Source organism: Deltaproteobacteria bacterium (assembly GCA_020845775.1).
Lineage (GTDB): Bacteria > Bdellovibrionota_C > UBA2361 > SZUA-149 > JADLFC01 > JADLFC01.
Window position 1 is genome coordinate 1 of record JADLFC010000158.1, and the last position, 20,526, is coordinate 20,526.

General features: G+C 47.7%; 17 protein-coding genes. 4 read left to right on the forward strand and 13 right to left on the reverse strand.

Annotation, left to right across the window (positions count from 1 at the left end):
• The first annotated feature begins 167 nt into the window (after window positions 1–167).
• Complete coding sequence (locus IT291_10285; GenBank protein ID MCC6221614.1) at window positions 168–2,147, forward strand: 1-deoxy-D-xylulose-5-phosphate synthase; 1,980 nt, start codon at window positions 168–170, stop codon at window positions 2,145–2,147.
• 33 nt (window positions 2,148–2,180) lie between these two features.
• Here IT291_10285 and IT291_10290 read toward each other — a convergent pair whose 3' ends face one another.
• Complete coding sequence (locus IT291_10290) at window positions 2,181–3,614, reverse strand: hypothetical protein (protein MCC6221615.1); 1,434 nt, start codon at window positions 3,612–3,614, stop codon at window positions 2,181–2,183.
• Window positions 3,615–3,905: 291 nt separating this feature from the next.
• Here IT291_10290 and IT291_10295 point away from each other — a divergent pair, with 291 nt between their 5' ends.
• Genes IT291_10295 through IT291_10305 form a run of 3 tightly spaced genes read left to right on the forward strand, consistent with a single transcriptional unit; the run spans window position 3,906 to window position 6,277 of the window.
• Window positions 3,906–5,102, forward strand: a complete 1,197-nt coding sequence (locus IT291_10295) for a response regulator (protein MCC6221616.1) — start codon at window positions 3,906–3,908, stop codon at window positions 5,100–5,102.
• A 19-nt stretch (window positions 5,103–5,121) separates the two neighbouring features.
• Complete coding sequence (locus IT291_10300; GenBank protein ID MCC6221617.1) at window positions 5,122–5,520, forward strand: response regulator; 399 nt, start codon at window positions 5,122–5,124, stop codon at window positions 5,518–5,520.
• A gap of 46 nt (window positions 5,521–5,566) precedes the next feature.
• Window positions 5,567–6,277 (forward strand): YceH family protein, encoded by a 711-nt coding sequence (locus tag IT291_10305; protein ID MCC6221618.1) that lies wholly within the window; start codon window positions 5,567–5,569, stop codon window positions 6,275–6,277.
• A 44-nt stretch (window positions 6,278–6,321) separates the two neighbouring features.
• On the opposite strand, the gene IT291_10310 is transcribed toward IT291_10305, so the two are convergent.
• The 12 genes from IT291_10310 to IT291_10365 all read right to left on the reverse strand — a co-directional run bounded on the left by IT291_10310 (window position 6,322) and on the right by IT291_10365 (window position 20,489).
• A complete protein-coding gene (locus tag IT291_10310; protein ID MCC6221619.1) occupies window positions 6,322–6,741 on the reverse strand; it encodes a peptide chain release factor-like protein in 420 nt (139 codons plus the stop codon).
• 58 nt (window positions 6,742–6,799) lie between these two features.
• Window positions 6,800–8,494: a ribosome biogenesis GTPase Der gene (der, locus tag IT291_10315; protein ID MCC6221620.1), complete on the reverse strand. Its 1,695-nt coding sequence runs from the start codon at window positions 8,492–8,494 to the stop codon at window positions 6,800–6,802.
• 4 nt (window positions 8,495–8,498) lie between these two features.
• The gene (gene era, locus IT291_10320; protein MCC6221621.1) at window positions 8,499–9,464 is read right to left on the reverse strand and encodes a GTPase Era; all 966 of its coding nucleotides are present in this window, start codon (window positions 9,462–9,464) and stop codon (window positions 8,499–8,501) included.
• 10 nt (window positions 9,465–9,474) lie between these two features.
• Window positions 9,475–10,533 carry a ribonuclease III gene (gene rnc, locus IT291_10325; protein ID MCC6221622.1) on the reverse strand — a complete coding sequence of 353 codons (1,059 nt, stop codon included), beginning with the start codon at window positions 10,531–10,533 and terminating at the stop codon, window positions 9,475–9,477.
• Window positions 10,521–11,900, reverse strand: coding sequence for a tRNA (N(6)-L-threonylcarbamoyladenosine(37)-C(2))-methylthiotransferase MtaB (mtaB, locus tag IT291_10330; GenBank protein MCC6221623.1), 1,380 nt, complete (start codon window positions 11,898–11,900; stop codon window positions 10,521–10,523). The genes rnc and mtaB overlap by 13 nt, the downstream gene beginning before the upstream one ends.
• A gap of 2 nt (window positions 11,901–11,902) precedes the next feature.
• Window positions 11,903–13,015 carry a tRNA 2-thiouridine(34) synthase MnmA gene (mnmA, locus tag IT291_10335; GenBank protein MCC6221624.1) on the reverse strand — a complete coding sequence of 371 codons (1,113 nt, stop codon included), beginning with the start codon at window positions 13,013–13,015 and terminating at the stop codon, window positions 11,903–11,905.
• Between the two features lie 5 nt (window positions 13,016–13,020).
• Window positions 13,021–14,238 (reverse strand): aminotransferase class V-fold PLP-dependent enzyme, encoded by a 1,218-nt coding sequence (locus tag IT291_10340; GenBank protein ID MCC6221625.1) that lies wholly within the window; start codon window positions 14,236–14,238, stop codon window positions 13,021–13,023.
• 72 nt (window positions 14,239–14,310) lie between these two features.
• The gene (fbp, locus tag IT291_10345) at window positions 14,311–15,327 is read right to left on the reverse strand and encodes a class 1 fructose-bisphosphatase (protein MCC6221626.1); all 1,017 of its coding nucleotides are present in this window, start codon (window positions 15,325–15,327) and stop codon (window positions 14,311–14,313) included.
• 73 nt (window positions 15,328–15,400) lie between these two features.
• Window positions 15,401–17,842, reverse strand: a complete 2,442-nt coding sequence (locus tag IT291_10350) for a HAMP domain-containing protein (GenBank protein MCC6221627.1) — start codon at window positions 17,840–17,842, stop codon at window positions 15,401–15,403.
• Window positions 17,843–17,863: 21 nt separating this feature from the next.
• A complete protein-coding gene (ruvB, locus tag IT291_10355; protein MCC6221628.1) occupies window positions 17,864–18,997 on the reverse strand; it encodes a Holliday junction branch migration DNA helicase RuvB in 1,134 nt (377 codons plus the stop codon).
• A gap of 84 nt (window positions 18,998–19,081) precedes the next feature.
• Complete coding sequence (ruvA, locus tag IT291_10360; protein MCC6221629.1) at window positions 19,082–19,735, reverse strand: Holliday junction branch migration protein RuvA; 654 nt, start codon at window positions 19,733–19,735, stop codon at window positions 19,082–19,084.
• A 28-nt stretch (window positions 19,736–19,763) separates the two neighbouring features.
• Window positions 19,764–20,489, reverse strand: a complete 726-nt coding sequence (locus IT291_10365; protein ID MCC6221630.1) for a YebC/PmpR family DNA-binding transcriptional regulator — start codon at window positions 20,487–20,489, stop codon at window positions 19,764–19,766.
• Between the last annotated feature and the right edge of the window lie 37 nt (window positions 20,490–20,526).

Consider the following 20,526-nt stretch of genomic DNA (forward strand, 5'->3'; position numbering starts at 1 on the left):
TATAGCATTTACAAAAAGGATTTTTGTAAATGCTATAAACAGCAAGTGCGTAAGCACTTGCCAATAAACAACAAATACCGTTTCCAAAAAGTAAAATATTTAACTTACTTTTTGGAAACGGTATAGCGTTAAATTAATACTAAAAAAGCCACTATACCGAAAAGTTCATGAGTTCAAAAACTCCGATATTAGATAGGATAAACCAAACTAGCAATTTGCACAGCCTAAGCAATAGAGAGCTACATGATCTTGTTAGCGAACTGCGTTACGAGCTAATTAGTTCTGTAAGCCAAACCGGCGGCCACTTTGCGTCTAGTCTCGGTGTAGTCGAACTAACTGTCGCCATTCACGCCATTTTCAATACCCCAGAGGATAGGGTTATTTGGGACGTTGGGCATCAAGCCTATGTGCACAAAATGCTTACAGGCCGTAGAGAGCAGATGTCCTCGGTAAGACAGCTCGGTGGAATTTCGGGTTTCCCGCGCAGAAACGAAAGCCATTACGATGCTTTTGGCGTAGGTCATGCTGGAACGAGTATTTCAGCCGCTACGGGGATGTTAGAAGCAAGTTCACGCGTTTACCCCGGCCACAAGGCGCGACGAGTTGTCGCAATCATTGGCGACGGTGCTATGACTGCTGGTATGGCTTTTGAAGCTCTCAATCATTCGGGCCAACTAAATCGAAAGTTGATAGTCATCTTAAACGACAACGAAATGTCCATAGCCCCAAATGTTGGCGCACTGAGCCTGGCATTCTCAAAAACCCTTACGAGCAAATTCTCCACTACTGCGCGCAGACATTTTAAAAGCCTTGTAGACAAAGGTTTAATTCCGCAAATATTCTACACAGCGCTCGATCGCGCGGAAGAAGCAGCACAAGGCTTTTTCTCAGCACCTTCTATGCTTTTTGAGTCATTCGGCTATCGCTATCTTGGGCCAATCGATGGCAATAATCTCGAGGCTGCATTGGATGCACTTAAGCGAGCAATCGAACAAGATGGCCCGGTTCTAATCCACGCACTTACGGTAAAGGGGAAAGGTTACGAGCCCGCCGAAAACGACCCTGTAAAATTTCATGGTGTCGGCCCTTTTGACGTAAATGGCGGAACCATAAAAAACTCACCTACTAAGGTACCTCCCACCTACACAGAAATATTTGGCCAGGCATTAGTCGAAATAGCTCAAGCAGATTCGCGCGTAGTCGGCGTTACCGCTGCAATGCCGGACGGAACCGGTTTAGACTTGTTGGCAAAAACTATTCCAGATCGCTTTTTCGACGTAGGCATCGCGGAGCAACATGCAGTGACGTTTTGTGCAGGTTTAGCATGCGAGGGCATGAAACCGATATGTGCTATTTATTCCTCTTTCCTTCAACGAGCGTACGATCAACTTATTCACGACGTTTGTCTACAGTCACTCCCTGTCGTTTTTGCCATCGATCGCGGTGGCCTAGTCGGCGCAGACGGCGCTACGCATCACGGTGCTTTCGATCTCAGTTTTTTAAGGTGCATACCCAACTTAGTGCTGATGGCGCCTAAAGATGAAGTAGAACTACGCGACATGTTATATACTGCATATCGGCGCCAAGACGGGCCGACGGCCTTAAGATATCCTCGAGGATATGCCCTCGATTTAGACCTATCGCGTCCTATGCAAGAAATCCCCATCGGCCGCGCTGAACTACTGCACAGCGAAGGGGCTGTCTCCGGGGGAACTTTGCTTATAGGCATTGGCCAAACTGTTTATCCGTGCATTCGCGCAGCAGAGACACTCCACTCACAATACGGCATAAAGTGCAGCGTGATTAATGCTAGGTTTATAAAACCCCTAGATCAAGATTTGTTGTGCAACTTCATAGATAGGCACTCTCTAATTGTTACCGTCGAGGATAACGCCATACAGGGCGGTTTTGGAAGTGCGGTTGTAGAGCTGATGTCCGATACTGGCTTAAGCAAAAAGAGAAATGTCGTTAGACTTGGAATAGAAGACTCTTTTATCGAACACGGCACACAAGCGGAATTGTATAAACTTTGTGGCTACGACACAGCAGGTATTATCAACTGCGTAAAAACTATGTTGAGTAATGAATTAAGTGCCACAGAAAACAGAACTACGACAGAGCGACGAATTGCAATAAGCGCCCCGTAGCACAGAATCCTACGAACAACACAACGACTACGGCTATCCCTGAGAATCGCCCGGCAATCCCCATTGAACCCATTTAAGTAATCCATCGGGCGCGTTATCGGTTCGCGTATAACGCAATCCACTAGCATGATCTATTACGCTAAAGTAATCCATGCCATCGCGCCTGATATAACTAAGAGGAAGATGAACATTGTACAGACCTAACTGAAAATCAAATGCAGTCGCAAAATCAAAATCATCCTCGCTCTTTAAAGACGAAAACATTCCATTAATAGGCTCCCAAAACACGACATCTTCGCGCCCATCTCCAGTTACATCCCCTCTAAACGTATGTTCAGACGTTCCAGTAGAGAAATCAATAATCCTAACGCCGCCGTCCGACGAATTAACGATAAAAGTCTTATGCTCCGACGGGCGAAAAACTGCTATGTCATACAACCCATCTCCATCGTAATCGGCAGGTCTTAGCACATCGCCATTTCCTCCCCAAACGGATGTTCTCACTGAACCGTCGGAAAGAAATATATAAAACGTCCACATGCCATTAAATAACCTGGCAACCGCAGGAGTCGTTACGCCCGGAGCCTCCCAGGGACCAGGAATTAGGTTATCGCCAAAAATGCCGAAATTTATTGCCGATAACGCTCCCATAGAGGACTGATACCCTGGGCCACGAAATAACCAAACATAGTCATTGCCCTCGCCCAAACGCACCAACCCTAAATCTGAAAGCGCGCCCTCCCAGGGTTGATACAAGAAAGGCACATCGCCCGCCATGCCGTATTGCACTTCGAGATTACTTCCCTCAGTAACGAAATCCCGAATATACCAAACACCGCTAGATGGTCGCCATACAACGGCGTTCGCAATGTCGTCCCCATCCGGATCAAAAGGCCCTCCCTTTAGAATAAACGGCCTGGGGCTACTGCCCGGGTTACTGGGATCCGTTCCTGCAAAAACCTCGGTCAAATCCCTAACTCCATCTCCATCGGTATCTAGGTTGTCAGGATTACTTACATCGCCAGGACTATAGAAATTATCGCAATTTAAATCTTCCAGGTTATTAGCCAAGCCATCGCCATCTGCATCTACTAATTTTAAAGCATCGCAATTGGAAATTTGAACAGCCGCAGAATGTTCTCCATACCCAAACCGATTTATACATCTAGCCGTCACATCAATTGGCGTAGTGCCGTAGTAATCGGGAAGCAAAATGTCGAACGTCCCAGTATTACTTGCCGCGTTTACCATCCAAGAAACAACTGTGGCCTGCTGCACGCTAGCATGATAGGGAGTTTGATAATCGACCTCAACTCCAACGCCGCCCAACTGATATTCTGGGCAGAGTTTTAGAGTCACCCTCGCTCGAAAATTGTCGCCAGCCAATGCGAGATTCGGCACACAAAACCCCACAATCGCCACTAAGGCCATGCTAATTTGCCTAGTAAATACCTGTGTTTTACGCATTGCAGTTCAACCAAAAAAAATAAACTGAATTCCTTGTTATGTATGAAAGCGCTAAAAGGATGCAACTTTCTACAAGAGTAATCATATTTCCGTCTTAGTTATGCTACGTTTACTGTGATATTTACCTAGGCATGTCTGAAAACTCAGCAAAAACGCCCTTAAAACTTAAGTGAAATGGCGATTTCGCCGACTCTATAACTCACTACGCACGGAGGAGGGGCCGGCGAGGGGAAAGCAACTCCCTATTATTGCTAATGATTTTCGAACTTTTAGGAAACTCATCACCACGAAATGAAATCGCGAGTACTCATTGTCGACGATGCACCGAATATTCTCAGTGCATATAAGCGCGAGCTCAAAGATACTTTTGAGGTTGTCACTGCCTTAAGCGGCGAGCAGGGTCTGCGAAAGGTTATTCAAGAGGAAGCTTTTTCAGTCGTAATCGCAGATGCGGCTATGCCTGGTATCGACGGATTTGAATTCCTGGACAAGCTTAAGGAACTCTCGCCGGGCACAGTTCGCATAATGCTTACAGGAGACCCTTCGCAAAAACTCGCTGTGCGCGCCCTTAACGAAGGTGGCATATTTCAGTTTCTCACCAAACCCTGCTCGGCAGAGACTTTGTTTGAAACTATTCGTAAGGGAGTGATTCAATACAATAAGAATCTAAAAACGGGAGACGTACTCAGAGCGACCCATAATGGCATTGTCGAATTACTGGGCCAACTCTTAATGCACCTAAATCCCTTTAGCGGCGATCGCCTTAGTGCGGTCAAAAAGATAACTCTCCAACTTATGGAACACATCTTGCCCGGCAAAAACGATTTATCCGAAATCCAGATAGCCTGCGATCTCCTAGAGGTTGGCATGCTGGCACTTCCATCATCTCTTCGCCACAAAATATCCAGCGCAGAGGCGTTAACCAAAGACGATGAAACAGTATTAACAACACATCCAAGACTAGGCAGTGAGCTTCTCAAACGCATTCCCTCGTTCGACTGCATAGCAGAATATGTATACCTGCAAGACAAGGGGTTCGACGGCAGTGGATTTCCCACAGACTCTATTAGCGGCTCTACCATCCCCTTTGAAGCGCGGCTAATAAAAGTGGCTAAGGATATAGTGAAACACAAAAAGGAAGGGGCATTAGGACACGCTGCTATCGAGCAATTGGAAAAAAATTCAGCTCAATACGACCCTGAAATCCTTTTTGCCGCAGCAACACTTTTTGGCAAGAAAGCAGAGAACGTGGCAAACGACGATCAAATCCTAGTAATTTCGCTCGAAGAGGTGCGCGTAGGATACATTACGGTGTTAGATATAAGAGCGGTAGATAACTCCATTGTTATTCCTGCTGGAAGTTCGATTAACGACGTCCTGATGGAGCGGCTAATTAACTACGCAACTCTCGTAGGGGTAAAGGAGCCCATATCCGTCCTTCGACCGGCTATCTCTGGTAAAGATCAAACCCATATTACGGCAGGCTAATTATTTTTAGATTACACCTATGACTAGCAAGTTAACAAACAAGCCCAAAATACTCATAGTAGACGATGATGTAATCACCCTAACGGTCATCAAGCGTTTCTTACGGACGACGGGGCAATTCGACATAGAAATTGTTGAAGATGCCAGTTCCGGCCTTGCCCTCATTGAATCGGGTCGGCATTTTCAAGTCGCTATCTCCGACATGGCTTTAGTGGGCGCAAATGGAATCGATTTTCTAAGACGAGTAAAAGAACTTTCGCCATCTACTAGCTGCGTAATCATAAGTGGATTTCTTTCAAATGGCGCTGAAAAGGAAATACTAAACCACGATTTTATCTTTGGCGTTCTAACAAAGCCCTGCACAGGGCAGCAATTATCTGATATCATCACCTCGGCTTTAAGGCAGAACGGAAACTAGCGCTTTCCGACCAGAACATTAACTTTTTTTAAATGCGGATAAAAAATTGGAAACTCTCACTCTTCCTGAAACTAGGGCACTTGGCGTATTAATTGAAAAAAAGATCATTACTCCTGACCAATATCCTCTAACGCTTAACAGCGTTAGAGTGGCGTGCAATCAAAAAACGAGTCGACACCCAGTCGTTGATTATAGCGAGCTAACGGTTAACAGGGCTCTCCAAACGCTAGAAAAAAAGGGGTACGTCAAACAGTCTATCTTTTCCACGGCTCGCGCAACAAAATATGAACACACCACCGAATCGAAGTTGCTAATCGACAAGAAGGAAGTAATTTTGCTAGGCTTGCTCATGCTACGAGGGGCGCAAACGCCGGGAGAGCTAAGAATGCGCTCACAGAGGATGTGGGATTTCCCGTCCGTAGAAGCGGTCGAGGATACTCTTCTCCGCCTCATCAATCACAAAACACCCCTCGTCCAGGTGCTAGACCGTCAGCCCGGCCAAAAGGAATGTCGATATATTCAGCTATTAAGCGAAATCGACGAGGAAGCTCTAAGAGCCCATACTACCACCTATGCGGAGGACAGCGCATCTGTAGCCGCGGACGACGACGCTAAAACTTCCGCCAATTCTCGCATAGACGAACTAGAAGACAAACTTAATGCCCTAACCAAAAGAGTAGAATTACTCGAGCAGAGCCTGCTCCCTAGCGCAGATGGAGACTTACAAGAGAATCGAGACTTGAGAAACGAGCAATAGCAATTTCACGTCTTTAAGTGCGTGTCGGTTCGCATTTGGCGACACTACGACTCATCTATGTCGACGCGCCGGCGCCTAACTTTAAGCTGGGATTGTTCTCGCTTATTCGCGAGGATGCGCTCTTTCTGACGTCGAGAACGGCGCCGCTTTTGGCGCCGAATTTTCTCGCGCTCCTGTTCCCGCGCACTTTTCTCCCCTAGTACTCGCTGCTCAAGCGTCTCGCACAAAATCTCCCTTGCATAGTAGCGATTTAGAGACTGCGAGCGAGTCTTTTGGCATTTTATCTCAATGCCGCTTGGAACGTGGAGGAGGTAAACACAAGAGGAGGTCTTATTAATCTTTTGCCCTCCCGAACCAGATCCTTTAATAAATTTCTCTAGTAAATCCTCCTCGCAAATATTTAGGCCGCGCATTCTAGCTAATAACCTAGACTCTTTTTGTGGCAAGACTCCAAATTTACCCATAAGAAGTAGCTCGTCTAGAAGAGGCTCAGGCCCTCTGTCCGCAGAATCGCCTTAGCGATTAACGTTTCTGAGTAGCGATTTTTATTTCGCAATTCTCAAAACCACATGCACTCCGCAGTTCATTCTTTAGATAACGCAAGTAGGAAAAATGCACTCCGCGAGGATGATTAAAAAACAGTACAAAACGTGGCGGCTCCACTGCTATTTGCTGCCCATAAAACAGCTTTAGTGGCCTTCCTCGATAAACTGGTAAGGGGAAATGCTTTACAGCCCGCCTAAGGATTCGATTCAGCCTGCCAGTAGATATGCGCCTAGCCCTCTCGTACGCAACCTCCCTCGCGCCCTCGAGTACTTTTAAACATCTTCGACCTGACAATGCCGAAATGAATATTATAGGAGCATAGGGAGCGAATTTTAAGGCTTCCTTTATCTTTGAGGTGTATTCCTTAACACTTCGATGGTCCTTTTCCACTAGATCCCATTTGTTTACTGCAACCACCAATCCCCTGCCCTGTTCGTGCGCCATGCCAGCAATTTTTGCATCTTGAGCGCCGATACCGGCCGACGCATCTATTACCAATACCGCAACGTCGCAATCAGCTAGCGCCCTAAGCGAGCGCATGCTGCAAAAATGCTCAACGCGATCCTCGATGCGCGCCTGCTTTCTAAGCCCTGCCGTATCGACAAGCAAATAGTCCTGCCCATCACGGCGCAACTCCAAATCCACGGAGTCTCTCGTCGTTCCCGCCACGCTAGACACAATTGCTCGTTCCTCACCAAGAATCCTATTAACCAGCGTAGACTTACCGACGTTAGGTCGCCCGATAATCGAAACCCTAATGCGCTCAATTCTAGCAACCTGCTCATCCGTGGTATCGTCATCACCCTCGCACTCCTCGTCAATACTCTCATCTACCTCCGCTGTGCCGCCATCGGTATCGCGCGCGGCGTTGTCTCTCAAACTGCGCAGCTTATACGCCGACTGATATTGCTGCCATTCGGTATCCTCAGTATCGCTATCGTCGGGAACAAAGACAGGCGCGAAATCTGGCTCAGTTGATGAGCACTCACCATTAGAAACGAGCCGCTGCGAGACATCGAGCTCTCTCTCCCCTTGTGATTCAGATTCAAATTCCTCCAGTTCAAAAGCAGAGCGCTCCCTTTCTGCCCTAATTATCGCTCTTGCGTGAGCCTCAGCCTCCTTCTTTTGCTCAATCACCGAGTGCCACTTGGCTTTAAGAGCTTCCGCCTCCGGCAGCTCTTCTAGGATCTCCTCCACTAGCGAGGGAACGCCATGACCACCTAGGGCGCTAATATCCCTAAGTTCCGAAAGACCCAAGGCGTAAAACTCTGACACCTTACTCACATGCTCCTTTCCATCGCATTTATTCACGGCATAATAGACTGGGGTCTGCTGCCTTCTTAGCAACTCAACGATGTCTCTATCTTGTGGACACAAACCTGCATTTCCATCGAACAACGCTATAATTGCATCAGCTTCCCTAATAGCAAGTGTCGTTTGCATACTAACTAGATTAGTTAGCTCATCCTCTGATTCACTTACGAAGCCACCGGTATCTACGACTACAAAAGGAAAACTAAAGCGCTCGACTAGTTCGTAATTTCGATCCCGCGTAACCCCAGCAATATCCTCCACTATCGCCTTTTGCCTGTTTACAATGCTATTAAATAGCGTTGACTTTCCCACATTGGGGCGCCCCACAATTGCAACAATTGGTGTCTTAAGAGCCATCTTCTTACTTATTACTCCGAATGCCAACGCGCGCCATACCTTCGCCCGAGCTAGTCCAATCTGCTTGCACTCGCACGAAGAGCCTCAAATTAACTTGCACGCCGAAAAACGCCTCTAACTCGCGCCGAGCGGCTACTCCAACTTTCTTTAGCATAGCTCCCTTAGCGCCAATGACTATGCCCTTTTGCGACTCGCGCTCCACATATATAACTACCCCAATATTTAGCAACTCGCCCTTCTCCTCCCAACTCTCCACCTCTACCGCCAAACTATACGGCAACTCTTGCGACAAATACATAAAAAGCTTCTCGCGAATTATCTCCGACACCAATCCGCGTTCCGTCTGATCGGTTACCACATCATCGGGAAACAATTTCGGGCCCGGCGCTAATCTAGCGAGAATTGCAGTTTCCAAAACTTCTAATCCATCTCCCGTTTTCGCCGAGATCGGAACTATATCCACCTTAATGCCGTGCTCGCCGAACTCGGCATTAAGTGCGGCAATAACTGGCAAGAGCAATCTCTTATCAATCAAGTCAACCTTATTAATGCAAATGATATCTGGAAACCGTAAATGTTTACTGCGCCAAAGACCAAACACCTGCGACGCATATTGAGAATCCCTAATCGCCTTCGGCCCATCGACGACCAACATCGCAACGTCTACCTCCGCGCTGGCGCTCTGGGTCTCCCTTTCCAACATCGCCGTTAAGGCACTGCGCCTTCCTCGACTTACAAAGCCCGGCGTATCGACGAAAATCACCTGCGAATCTTTGCTCGTCTTAATGCCCAAAATGCGGTTTCTAGTTGTATGCGACTTAGGGGTTACAATGGCAATCTTCTCGCCCAAAATGGCATTTAACAGCGTCGATTTTCCAACATTTACTTGCCCCATGATCGCAACGAAGCCCACGGCGCCTAATGACACCGCCTCTTCACCACCAACTGCTACAAAATTTGAGCTATCCATAACCTAAGCACTAATATTCGCTACTACTCGCAGGCAATTGTAAACCAATGAGCGCCGATTCAAGAAAAAACATCTGCCCTGCCTTCAACTCAATCGGTGGAATCTCTGGCTTAAGCTTTGCTAATGTCTCAGCCGCGGCAGCTTGCTGTGCGGCTTTCTTCGTAGCACCGCGCCCTCGGCCAGCAACTTCTCCATCCACTAACACGACGACCACGAACGTCGGCGCATGTTCTGGCCCCTCTACGTGCTCGACTAAATAACTAGGCGGCTCGCTGCCAGCAATGTGTAGCGCCTCCTGAAGCTCAGTTTTGGGATCGCTAGGCGTAACTACCGACAACGCCTCACCAAAAATGCCCCGAAGAACGCCTAATGCTGTTTGGAAAGAGCTATCCTTATAAATGGCACCTATGATGGCCTCCATTACATCCGCCAATATAGAGGGCCGTTCCGCACCACCACTAGAAAGCTCGCCTTTCCCGAGCTTAACAAAAGCTCCTATGCCTAGTTCCTTTGCTATTTCAGCAAGCGCATACGTGTTTACCAAGGCAGCGCGCATCTTAGACAACTCGCCTTCTCTTGCCTCGGGATGATGACTGCACAACATATCCGCAACGGCTAAATCCAGCACCGCATCGCCCAAAAACTCCAAGCGCTCATAATTCAGGCTCTCGCGAAAGCCCAATACTGACCTATGAGTAAGCGCCTGCTCAAGCAACGCGCCATCCTTAAACTCATAACCGAGTTTACCGCTCAAAACCTCGTAATCATTGCGCGGTAAAAGCGCCCGCACCGGCGTGATAGAGCCTTCGGGAACTTTCCTCGAGAGCTCTTCTCTAGTCCCTAGTGTTTCAGATTGCTCTTCCGCAGAGCTTACTGCTTCCTTTACGAACCTACCCGCTCCATCCTTCTGGTAAACGCTCTTGGTTTTTCGCTTCTTAGACGGACTAAAGTCATTCCATTCCTTCCACTTGCGCTCTTTTCCTAAAGTTTCGGCACCTCTACCCTCCTTAGCATCGACCTTTTGACCAGAAAAAGTATCGGCGAGCTTGCCTGGCTTTACAGTTCGCATATCAACACATCCTCATTTTCATCGCAATCGATAGCCCGCAACTTAGCTACGGCTCCTACTGATAGTTCTATATTTCGAATTCCCGACTGAGTCTTTAAATGCGCCGTGGCGTACTCCCTCGTAGTTCCGCAAATATACCCAGCACGAGAACTCTCGACAATAATTTCAACTTCGCGCCCAACAAGGGAACGATTAAACTCCCTTAATCGCCTACGCGATAGCGCCCTAAGAAGGGCGGCACGTCGCCTGCGCTCATCATTATCAACTCGGCCTTGCAACTTGGCGGCAGCTGTGTTCTGCCTTTCCGAGTAAGGAAAGACATGGAGATATGCTAGGGGTAAGGACTCAAGTATGGCAAGCCCCTCGGAAAAACACTGCTCGCTTTCCCCAGGGAAACCAACTATGCAATCTATCCCAACGCAGCATTTTGGCATCTTTGCCGCAATATAGCTAATCATTTTAACCACATCGGCTACCCGATGGCGACGATTCATTAGCTTAAGAACCCTATCTGAAAACGACTGTACACAGATATGCAGATGATTGCAAAAAACGTCGCATTTGTCGGCAATTAGCCCCAGAAACTCGTCTCCCACATCCTCGGGATCGAGAGAACTTAGGCGAATGCGCGGAATTTCCTTTTCCTTCGACAAAGCGGCGAGCAACTCGATAAAACTCTCGTTCCGCTCCCTACCGTAGCTACCTAGGTTGGTGCCGCTTAACACCACTTCTCTATATCCAGCCCGCCAGAGCCGCTTTATGTCGCCCATGACTTTTTCTATCGGCCACGACCAGCTCTTGCCCCTTGTCTGAGGAATTACGCAAAAGGTGCAGTGATTGTCGCATCCGTCCTGAATCCGCAAGCTATAGCGAGCCCGCATACGGTTTTCACCAACCGCACTACCAGGACCTTCCAAAGCAACCGGCAGACTCATTGGCTCTTTAACCGCTTTGACCTCAGCAAATATTGCCGCCACTACCTCGCTAGCCCGTCCCGTACCAATAACCACATCTGCTAAACCAGGCTTGCAAAGCTCAGTCGCCGAAACCTCAGCTAAACATCCAGTAACGATTACTCTCGCTTCTGGATGTTTATCGCGGACTCTTCTGATTAGTTTATAAGCACTTCGATCTGCATCATCAGTTACCGTGCAGGTATTTAACACATAGACATCAGCCATACCGTCAAAATCACAGGCAACAGCTTCCCTGGCCGACACAGCAGATTGAATATCCACCGTATCTGCATAATTGCTGCGACAACCAAGAGTATGGAAGGCAACTCGCAATCGCCTTTTCTCACTTAACTCTCCGCTACAATCGCCTTCCCTTGGAAACGTCATCGCTCTCACTTTATCTTCACTCACACCTATCTATCGATAATACCACCGCCAAGAACCTGTACCAAATCGCCGTAACTGGACTCTAGGCTATAAAACACCGCTGCCTGACCAGGAGTAACCGTTGCCCACTGATTCAAAAAATTTACCTCAGCCTTAAACACATTATCGCCACAATCCTTAACTGGCCTCACTCTGCACCGAACTCCCTCATGGCGATACCGCATCTTGACTAGAGCATCAATATCTCCCTGCGGCGGCGATCCACATATCCAATTCACATCTCGCACCAAAAACCCTTCTCGTTCTAGTTCCGCCTTCTCCCCGACGATGACCTCATTATTAGCAGCATCTAGGCCGATAACGTAAAGTGGACTTGTCGCACTCACGCCAAGGCCCTTCCTTTGCCCTACCGTATAGCGATGGATGCCAGAATGTTTACCTAATACCATTCCATCGCTCCTAACAATTTTTCCGCCCACAATTTTGTTTGGGAAACGAGCCTCTAAAAAATACGGGACGCTATTACTGACGAAACAAATATCCTGACTTTCAGGTTTTTCCGCCATGCTGAGTCCTCGTCTAGCTAGGTAATCTCTCACCTCCGCCTTTTGCATGGCGCCTAGCGGAAAAAGAGTGCTCGAAAGCTCTGCCTGAGTCATGGCATACAGAAAATAGCTCTGATCCTTATTTTTATCCGCTGCCGTAAAGAGCGCCCAATTGTTATTGCTATCATTTCTTATCGTGGCATAATGCCCTGTTGCCACTTTATGACAGCCAAAAGATGCGGCCCGCCGATGAAGTTCTTTAAATTTGATGTGCTTATTGCAATCGAGACAAGGATTAGGCGTAAGTCCTCTCATATACGACGCCACAAATGGCTCAATAACCTGCTTCTCGAAAACATCCTCAAAATCGAGGACGTAAAACGGGAAACCTCCATGGGAAGCGACCATTCGCGCATCCTGAAAATCATCCGGCGAGCAGCAAGACGCCTGACAATTGCCGCTCTTGCGATAGTCCCACACCTGCATCGCAACTCCAACAACCTCCCAACCGCTCTCGCGTAGAATCAACGCGACCGCCGACGAATCGACTCCGCCGCTCATGGCTACAGCTACTCTATTTACATTATCCAACATTAAAACTACTGATTGCCAACTTGTGATCTAATGCGACTTACCACATTCGAAATCTTTAACGCCGCATCTTCTACAACTTGCCGATCGGCATCCCAATCCAAACTAATCCTGATAGCACTTTTGGCATCCTCCTCACTCATCTGCATACCCCTATAGACGTGGGATACCTCCTGCTTACCCGACGAGCAAGCCGAGCCGGTTGAAACACATACGCCCTCTAGATCCAAAGCCACCACCAAATCCTCTGCGCTAACCCCACTAAACACTAGCGCTAAAGTATTGCTTAACGAACCCAAGAAACCCTCCGAAGCAGTTGGCACTATGCGCCTCAACCCTGAACACTCCTTTTCGAGCATCCGAAAGAACGCCTCGCGCAGATTGGATAGCCTTGCCAAATCGTCGCCCAACGTCTTAGCTAAATGCCTCGCAACCGCTCCTAATGCAGCTATGCCTAAACAGTTTTCCGTCCCAGCTCTTAATCTATATTCTTGCGGCCCACCCAGGAGCAGCGGCAAAAGCCGCGGTCTGCCGTCATGGCCAGCTTCCAAAACTTCGTTGCGTATGACAAAAGCTCCAACTCCACAAGGAGCACCAATTTTATGCCCAGAAATCGAAACAGCATCTAACCCCATATCGAATAGATGTTTTACGGAAATCTCAGTCTTGCCAACCGCCTGGCTTAAATCGGAAAAAATAAAAGCTTTCGATCCTTTGCGGCGAATAGCTTCTGTAACTTGCGCTACTGGTTGTAAGGCACCAGTAACATTGTTCGCAGCCATTATAGCAACAAAAGTAGTTGCCTCAGTAACAGCGTTTACTAACTCTTCGCAGTCCACCGCACCAGCAGGCGTAGTTCTAACTAGCGACGCCTCCCAACCTAAACTCCGTAGAAACTCTATAGGCTCTATTACAGATTGATGTTCTATGGCTGTCGCCACAATATGCCCTGCTTTAGAGTTTTTGGGACAGGCGCCAAAAATTATTGCGTTCGCAGCCTCTGTGCCACCGGAACAAAAAACAAGCCTCACGCGAGCCGAATCATTAAACCCCAAAAAACCTAGAACCTCGCCTCTAGCCTTCGATACAAGATAACGCGCTTCTTGCCCTAGCCTATGGGCACTCGATGGATTACCGATGGCTTTATTGCCGCCAATTAATTCGCGGATCGCTTGAGCTGCCTGAGGGCGCAACCTCGAGCTAGCGTTTGCGTCGAGATATATCATCGAGGTATTTTTAAATTGCGGCGCGCCAACTCACTACCCACGCGCCTAAAAATGCTGCCTACGCGAGGCGAATTAACCAAGATCGCGAATATACGCCTCCAAATGTTCCACATTTTCAGTAGACCCCACAAAGAACGCTACGCGCTGGTGAATGGAACTCGGCACGAGATTTAGCGTCGCTTCCTTGCCATTTGAAGCCCTTCCCCCTGCTTGCTCCGCAATTAGCGCTAGTGGTGCGCATTCATAAAGAAGTCGCAACTTGCCTTTTTTTGTCTTAAAATCCTCTGGATATAGAAATATACCGCCTTTTAGCAAAGTGCGGTGAAAATCTGCGACTAAAGAACCCACATACCTTGCCCGATATGGCTTTTCTCCCTTGGGATTTTTGACATAATCCACGTATGCCTTAACGCCTGGCGACCAAGTGTGATAATTGCCCTCATTGCAGCTGTAAGTAGAGCCCTGAGGGGGAATTCTCATATTGCGCGAGGTCAACACAAACTCGCCGATATTTGGGTCTAACGTAAAGCCATGAACGCCGTCCCCAGTAGTAAAGACAAAAGCCGTACTCGAGCCATAAATTGTATAACCAGCAGCAACTTGCGAATATCCGGGTTGCAGGAAATCCGATACATCCTCAGGGTTTACGTCGCTACCGTCTGTAACGCGCTTATAGATTCCCCAAATCGTGCCTATAGAAACATTTACGTCAATGTTCGATGACCCATCCAGCGGGTCGAAAGCTATTACGTAGTCCGAGCGCCAATCTCCATCCTCTGCCTTAAAGATCGTCTCCCGCTCCTCAGAAACCATGGAGATGAATTGTCCCGTCCGACCGAGCACGCTGCTAAACACTTTGTCAGCATAAACATCTAGCTTTTGGACGGCCTCGCCCTGAACATTTGTCTCCCCGGTTAGCCCGAGCAAACTCGCAATACCCGCACCGTTAATAACGCGTGCAACTATTTTTGTACCCAGGGCTATGGAAAGCAGGATGTCGCTAAAATGTCCAGACGCACCCTCGTGCTTTCTCTGCTCTGCTCTAATAAAATCGGAAAGCGTTATTGCATCAGAAGATGTAAATACCATAGTTTTGATCTCCATGATAATAATGTTGCTTCACTGCCTGCCTCAGCCCATCTTAAACCAGGATCAGTTTTCCTTAAGCCTTCTGCCTCAAAGCACCGCGCACTACTGGCAACTCGATACTAAATGTTGCTCCACCATAATCGTTATCTCGCACGCGCATAAACCCATCGTGATCAGCAATAATAGTACTCACTATTGCTAAACCCAAACCAGTTCCCCGTTTTTTTGTCGAAAAATACGGCTCAAAAATCCGGGGCTTATCCGCATCGCTAACGCCGATACCATTATCCTCAATCGCTATCGTTACTAGCCCCAAATCCTCATCATAATACGCTTTTACACCAATTCGAGGGGAAAAGCCACGTTTTTGGCATAACTCCTTAAAATCAGCATCATCTAAACTGAGGTCTAAATTTGCATTGACTACCTTATCCTCATCCGCACCCAATAGCCGCAAAAAAACGCCCGATACGGCATTGTCAAGGAGATTGACTAGCACCTGACCAATCTGGACGCGATCTAAGTCGATTAGCGGAATCCGTGGATCTATATCAAGCACGAAATCTATCCTGTGATGCCACTGTCGCTGAGTGATGACTATTTCATTTATTAACTGCCCAAGAGCTACGGGCTTGAGTTCAACTTTTGGCATGCGCGCAAACCTCGAGAACTCATCTACCAAAGTCCTAAGTGTGGCAACCTGGCTAATGATAATTTCCGCGCAATCCTCAACGACCTTCTGCTCTACAACTTGAGTTTGCACGCCATCCTCGCCCCTTTCCTTGTCCTTGCGTCGCGAGCGACGCAATAAGCGTTCAGCACTTAAGCTTATTGGCGTAAGGGGATTTTTAATTTCATGCGCTATTCGCCGAGCTACTTCTTGCCAAGCAGCCATTCGTTGAGCATTCACTAGTTCCGTTAGATCATCGAGCAATATTACCGATCCAAGAATTTCTCCTGCATCGTCTACTAGTTTGTTTACAGTAATCTGAATTTTGTGAGATACGCCCCTGAGCACAATTGATAAATTAGTGGTAAAAACCTTTTCCGGAGATTCGGATAGCTCAGAAATCATCGTCTCAACTTTGTCGGCTAGCTCGTTAGGGAACAATTCGGCTAGTTTCTTACCGCTAACATCTTTTTTGCTGTCGCAATCCAACATCTCTCCTGCTGCTATATTTATGGTCGTAACAAGCGAATTGCGATCTAGAGCGACAACTCCAACGCCAACACTTGCCAACACCGTTTCCATGTAGCGCTTGCGCGACATTAGTTCACCTGTTGTGCGCTTTAAATCCTCTGTCATTGTGTTAAAGGAATGAACCAATACGCCTAGCTCATCGTCACCAACCTCTGCAATCTGATAATCCAAATTCCCCTGCGCAACTTGCTGTGTTCCTTCAGCGACTAACTGTATGGGGCCCGACAAGCCTCGCGCCAGATAAAACCCCACCCATATCGCCGCAAAAACTATCATCAAGGTCACCATGACTAGGGTAAGCACGTACGAAGACGCTAACGGGCGACGATAGTTACTTAACTCCTTGTAGTCATCAAACGCCTTAACGACACCGGCTAAAGCACTACTTAGCTCGGGAACTAGACTCATAGTCGCCACCAAGAAATAGCGAGAAGGTGTGGCTTCTCTGCTTACCCTTCCCTTATTTTCCACAACCCGAGCCCGTTCTCCATTAGAAAACGAAAGTAGCTTGCCTTGAGGAAGATCAATAGCCACATAGCCTCGCAAAAACTCGCCATCTATAGACTGTTCTGGTGCAAAACGTAGACTTTTAGGAGGAATCGCACGCAGGGTTTCTGCATTAGGAGGCGGTATAATTTTCTTAAACTCCTTACCGCCAGGCGCTGGTGCCCCAATAATGACTTCCGCATTCGCGTCTACCAACAAGACTTCTGCAAGGCCATATTCCCTTTGCTTATCCGCCAAATATCGCCAAACGCGCTCCCCCAAGTCCTTGTTGCCATTTAGAGGTTGTACGCCTTTCCCGTTTGCCACTTCGGAGAGCAGCTTTTCTACCTCCGCCGTCAAAAAGTCGAGATTTCTCCCCAGCTGCTCTTCTTGCCACTCGTAGTGGTGCCTCGCAACGTTGATTGCTGAGTCCATAGAGGAAACAATTTGGGGTGAAAACCAGCCCTGTAGAACAGTTTCTAGAATTCCCTTAGCAACCAGGAACAACAAGACTGTAGGAACCAAAGATAGTCCAACAAATGCCGCCACCAGGCGGGCACGCATTCTGCTTCCGAGAATTTTTCGCCTTCTATCGAGAAGGAGTTTAAAGACGTTTTTAACCACCATGAATCCAAGGACCAGGACCACGATGACATTGAAATTGACGAGCAAGAAAAACCCAAGGTTACTGCTAAACGTATCTTCAGCCACTACTTCGGGCAGTTGGAAATGGACTAGATAAGCCAGGGAAAAAAGGCTTAACATCAGCACCGTACCAAACGAGGCAGAGCGAAGCAAAAAGGACCAGGTGCGAAAGGAGCTAAACACTTAACAAAACTAAGAAGACCGCTACCAAAAACTGCATTGTTGAAAATTGACTTTTTTCTCTGCGTCGCCACTTTGCTTGATGCGCTTAAAATATTCGTATGCCATAGCGGTAGCTTCTCGGCCACGTGGCGTGCGCATCAAAAAACCTTGCTGCAATAGGTATGGCTCGTACACATCTTCAATAGTATCTTTCTCTTCGCCGATCGCTGCGGCCAAAGTGTCGAGTCCAACAGGCCCACCGGAAAACTTGTCTATAATAGTAAGCAATAACTCTCGGTCCATGCGGTCTAAGCCATTTTCGTCAATTTCTAACAATTTCATGGCTTGTCGCGCGACGTCTTTGGTAATTAGTGAGTCGGCCCTTTCCTGTGCAAAATCCCTGACTCGCTTTAGCAAGCGATTTGCGATTCGAGGAGTTCCGCGAGCACAGGTAGCAATTTCGCGCATTCCCTCAGTCTCAATCCTAGTATCTAGAAGTACAGAAGATCGCCCAATAATCTCCGACAAATCATCAGCCGTATAGAACTCCATTCGCTCTACTATGCCAAAACGGTTTCGCAGTGGAGAAGTCAGCAAACCGGTTCTAGTGGTAGCGGCGACGAGCGTAAAGGGTTTGAGGAAAAGTTTTACAGAACGCGCCGCCGGTCCCTGACCTATAATGATGTCGATCTGAAAGTCTTCCATAGCGGGATAGAGTATTTCTTCTACAACTCGGCTCAAGCGGTGAATTTCATCGATGAACAACACTGAGCCACCTTCGAGGCTAGACAAAATAGCCGCTAAATCGCCCGGTCTTTCGAGAACTGGACCCGAAGTAGCTTTAAACTGCACTCCCATTTCTTTAGCAACTATATGAGCTAAGGAAGTCTTTCCCAATCCCGGCGGTCCGTGAAAAAGAACGTGATCCAGCGGTTCGTTTCGTCGCTTAGCGGCAGCGATAGCTAACGACAAGTTATCGCAAACGCGCTGCTGACCTATAAACTCAGCAAGTCTTGTTGGACGAAGGCTCTTTTGAAAACCATCTACATCTATGCCCAGTTCTAAGGAAGCGTCGATTATGGCGCGGCTGCTGGCAACATCGCCAAATCTACTGTTAGCACGAGAAAAGAGTTCTTCCCTCACGCCGTCAGTAGAACTAGCGCCTAAATCCGCCATACCGAAATCTTCCTGCCCACTCGCCTCAGCAACTCGTCTATCAGTGCTGTCCATAACAATACTCCTTGGATTTTTTCGACACAATCATAGATTCGCAAGCGACAAGCGCACCAGCTCTCCTGAATCTGCCACTAACTCTGGTTTTGCCGCAGAATTATCTTGTACTGCTTTTTGCACAGCGCTGCGTGCCTGGTCATAAGAAAAGCCCAAAGCCTCTAGGGCAAGGACTGCGTCCATAGATTTATTTTGCAAAAATGCTTGCTCGGTTTCGCGCAGAGAGTTTTTTGATACGGCTACTTGCTTAGACAAAGGCACATCCATAGCTTCTATTGCCAAAACGCCTACCTGCTCTTTTAGTTCGACCACCAAACGCTCTGCTAATTTTTTTCCTACACCTGGGACTCGCTGCAAAGCTCGATGGTCGCCAGTGCCAAGGGCTGAAAATAGTTCTGCTGGACGCATATGCGAGACAACGGCAAATGCTAGGCGTGGTCCAACGCCGTTAACTTTCTTAAGCAACATAAATGCCTTTTTCTCCATTTGCTCGTTAAAGCCAAAGAGTGAAATAGAAGTCTCCTTTACGTCCGTATAAATGGCTAGCTCAACTGTTTCTCCTATGGATCCAAGTTTTTTTATAACCGAAGCAGTCACGCATACCTCGTAGCCAACGCCCGCTACATCGATTAGAAGATTTTCCTCGCTAAAGCTCAATAAATTGCCCCGCAAAAAGCCTATCATGGTCTAGTTCCTAATTAACAATAATTTTCTACTCGGAAAAATCGGCGTTAGACGATACCTCTATTACGTCGTCGAGGTCGTCGAGGGCATCGATGAGTTTAAGTAGCGACTCTTGTTCCTTGCCTTCCACTTTCACATAAGACATCGGCGTCATGCTAATTTCGGCCGCTTCTAGTTTTACTTTTTGCTCGACTGCTGTCTTTAGGCTAGAAAAATCAGCTGGCTCGCAAATTATTTCCCAAACTTCACCTTGGTCGGTCACATCGCTTGCGCCGTTATCCAGTGCTAGTTCCATTAAAACTTCTTCGTTGATTGCATCTTTAGGCGCGATAATAATCCCCTTCTTGCTAAACATCCAATTCACACAGCCGTTCTCTCCCAAAGTTCCCCCGGCACGACTAAAGGCATGCCTTATCTCGCCAACCGTTCTATTTTTGTTGTTAGTGAGCACTTGCACTATGATGGCTATTCCCCCTGGCCCATATCCCTCATAAGTGAGCTCAGCCTGCTCTTCGCCTTTTATTTCGCCAGTGGCTCGCTTAATTGCGCGCTCGATGTTTTCACTTGGCATGTTCGCGCTCCTGGCTTTATCCATAGCCAAACGCAAACGTGAGTTTGAGTTCGGATCCCCACCACCACCCTCACGCACCGCCGTAGTTATTTCGTGAATACAACGAGTAAAAATCTTCCCGCGCTTCTGATCAGCCGCACCTTTCTTGCGTTTTATGGTGCTCCATTTTGAATGCCCTGACATCGCTACTCCCTATCAATCTACTATAGAATCCACACAA

Bases quoted from the DNA above. Each gene is read 5' to 3' on its own strand.
- IT291_10285 (MCC6221614.1), top strand. From the start codon at position 168: ATGAGTTCAAAAACTCCGATATTAGATAGGATAAACCAAACTAGCAAT.
- IT291_10290 (MCC6221615.1), bottom strand. From the start codon at position 3,614: ATGCGTAAAACACAGGTATTTACTAGGCAAATTAGCATGGCCTTAGTG.
- IT291_10295 (MCC6221616.1), top strand. From the start codon at position 3,906: ATGAAATCGCGAGTACTCATTGTCGACGATGCACCGAATATTCTCAGT.
- IT291_10300 (MCC6221617.1), top strand. From the start codon at position 5,122: ATGACTAGCAAGTTAACAAACAAGCCCAAAATACTCATAGTAGACGAT.
- IT291_10310 (MCC6221619.1), bottom strand. From the start codon at position 6,741: ATGGGTAAATTTGGAGTCTTGCCACAAAAAGAGTCTAGGTTATTAGCT.
- der (MCC6221620.1), bottom strand. From the start codon at position 8,494: ATGGCTCTTAAGACACCAATTGTTGCAATTGTGGGGCGCCCCAATGTG.
- era (MCC6221621.1), bottom strand. From the start codon at position 9,464: ATGGATAGCTCAAATTTTGTAGCAGTTGGTGGTGAAGAGGCGGTGTCA.
- rnc (MCC6221622.1), bottom strand. From the start codon at position 10,533: ATGCGAACTGTAAAGCCAGGCAAGCTCGCCGATACTTTTTCTGGTCAA.
- mnmA (MCC6221624.1), bottom strand. From the start codon at position 13,015: ATGTTGGATAATGTAAATAGAGTAGCTGTAGCCATGAGCGGCGGAGTC.
- IT291_10340 (MCC6221625.1), bottom strand. From the start codon at position 14,238: ATGATATATCTCGACGCAAACGCTAGCTCGAGGTTGCGCCCTCAGGCA.
- fbp (MCC6221626.1), bottom strand. From the start codon at position 15,327: ATGGTATTTACATCTTCTGATGCAATAACGCTTTCCGATTTTATTAGA.
- ruvB (MCC6221628.1), bottom strand. From the start codon at position 18,997: ATGGCGGATTTAGGCGCTAGTTCTACTGACGGCGTGAGGGAAGAACTC.
- ruvA (MCC6221629.1), bottom strand. From the start codon at position 19,735: ATGATAGGCTTTTTGCGGGGCAATTTATTGAGCTTTAGCGAGGAAAAT.
- IT291_10365 (MCC6221630.1), bottom strand. From the start codon at position 20,489: ATGTCAGGGCATTCAAAATGGAGCACCATAAAACGCAAGAAAGGTGCG.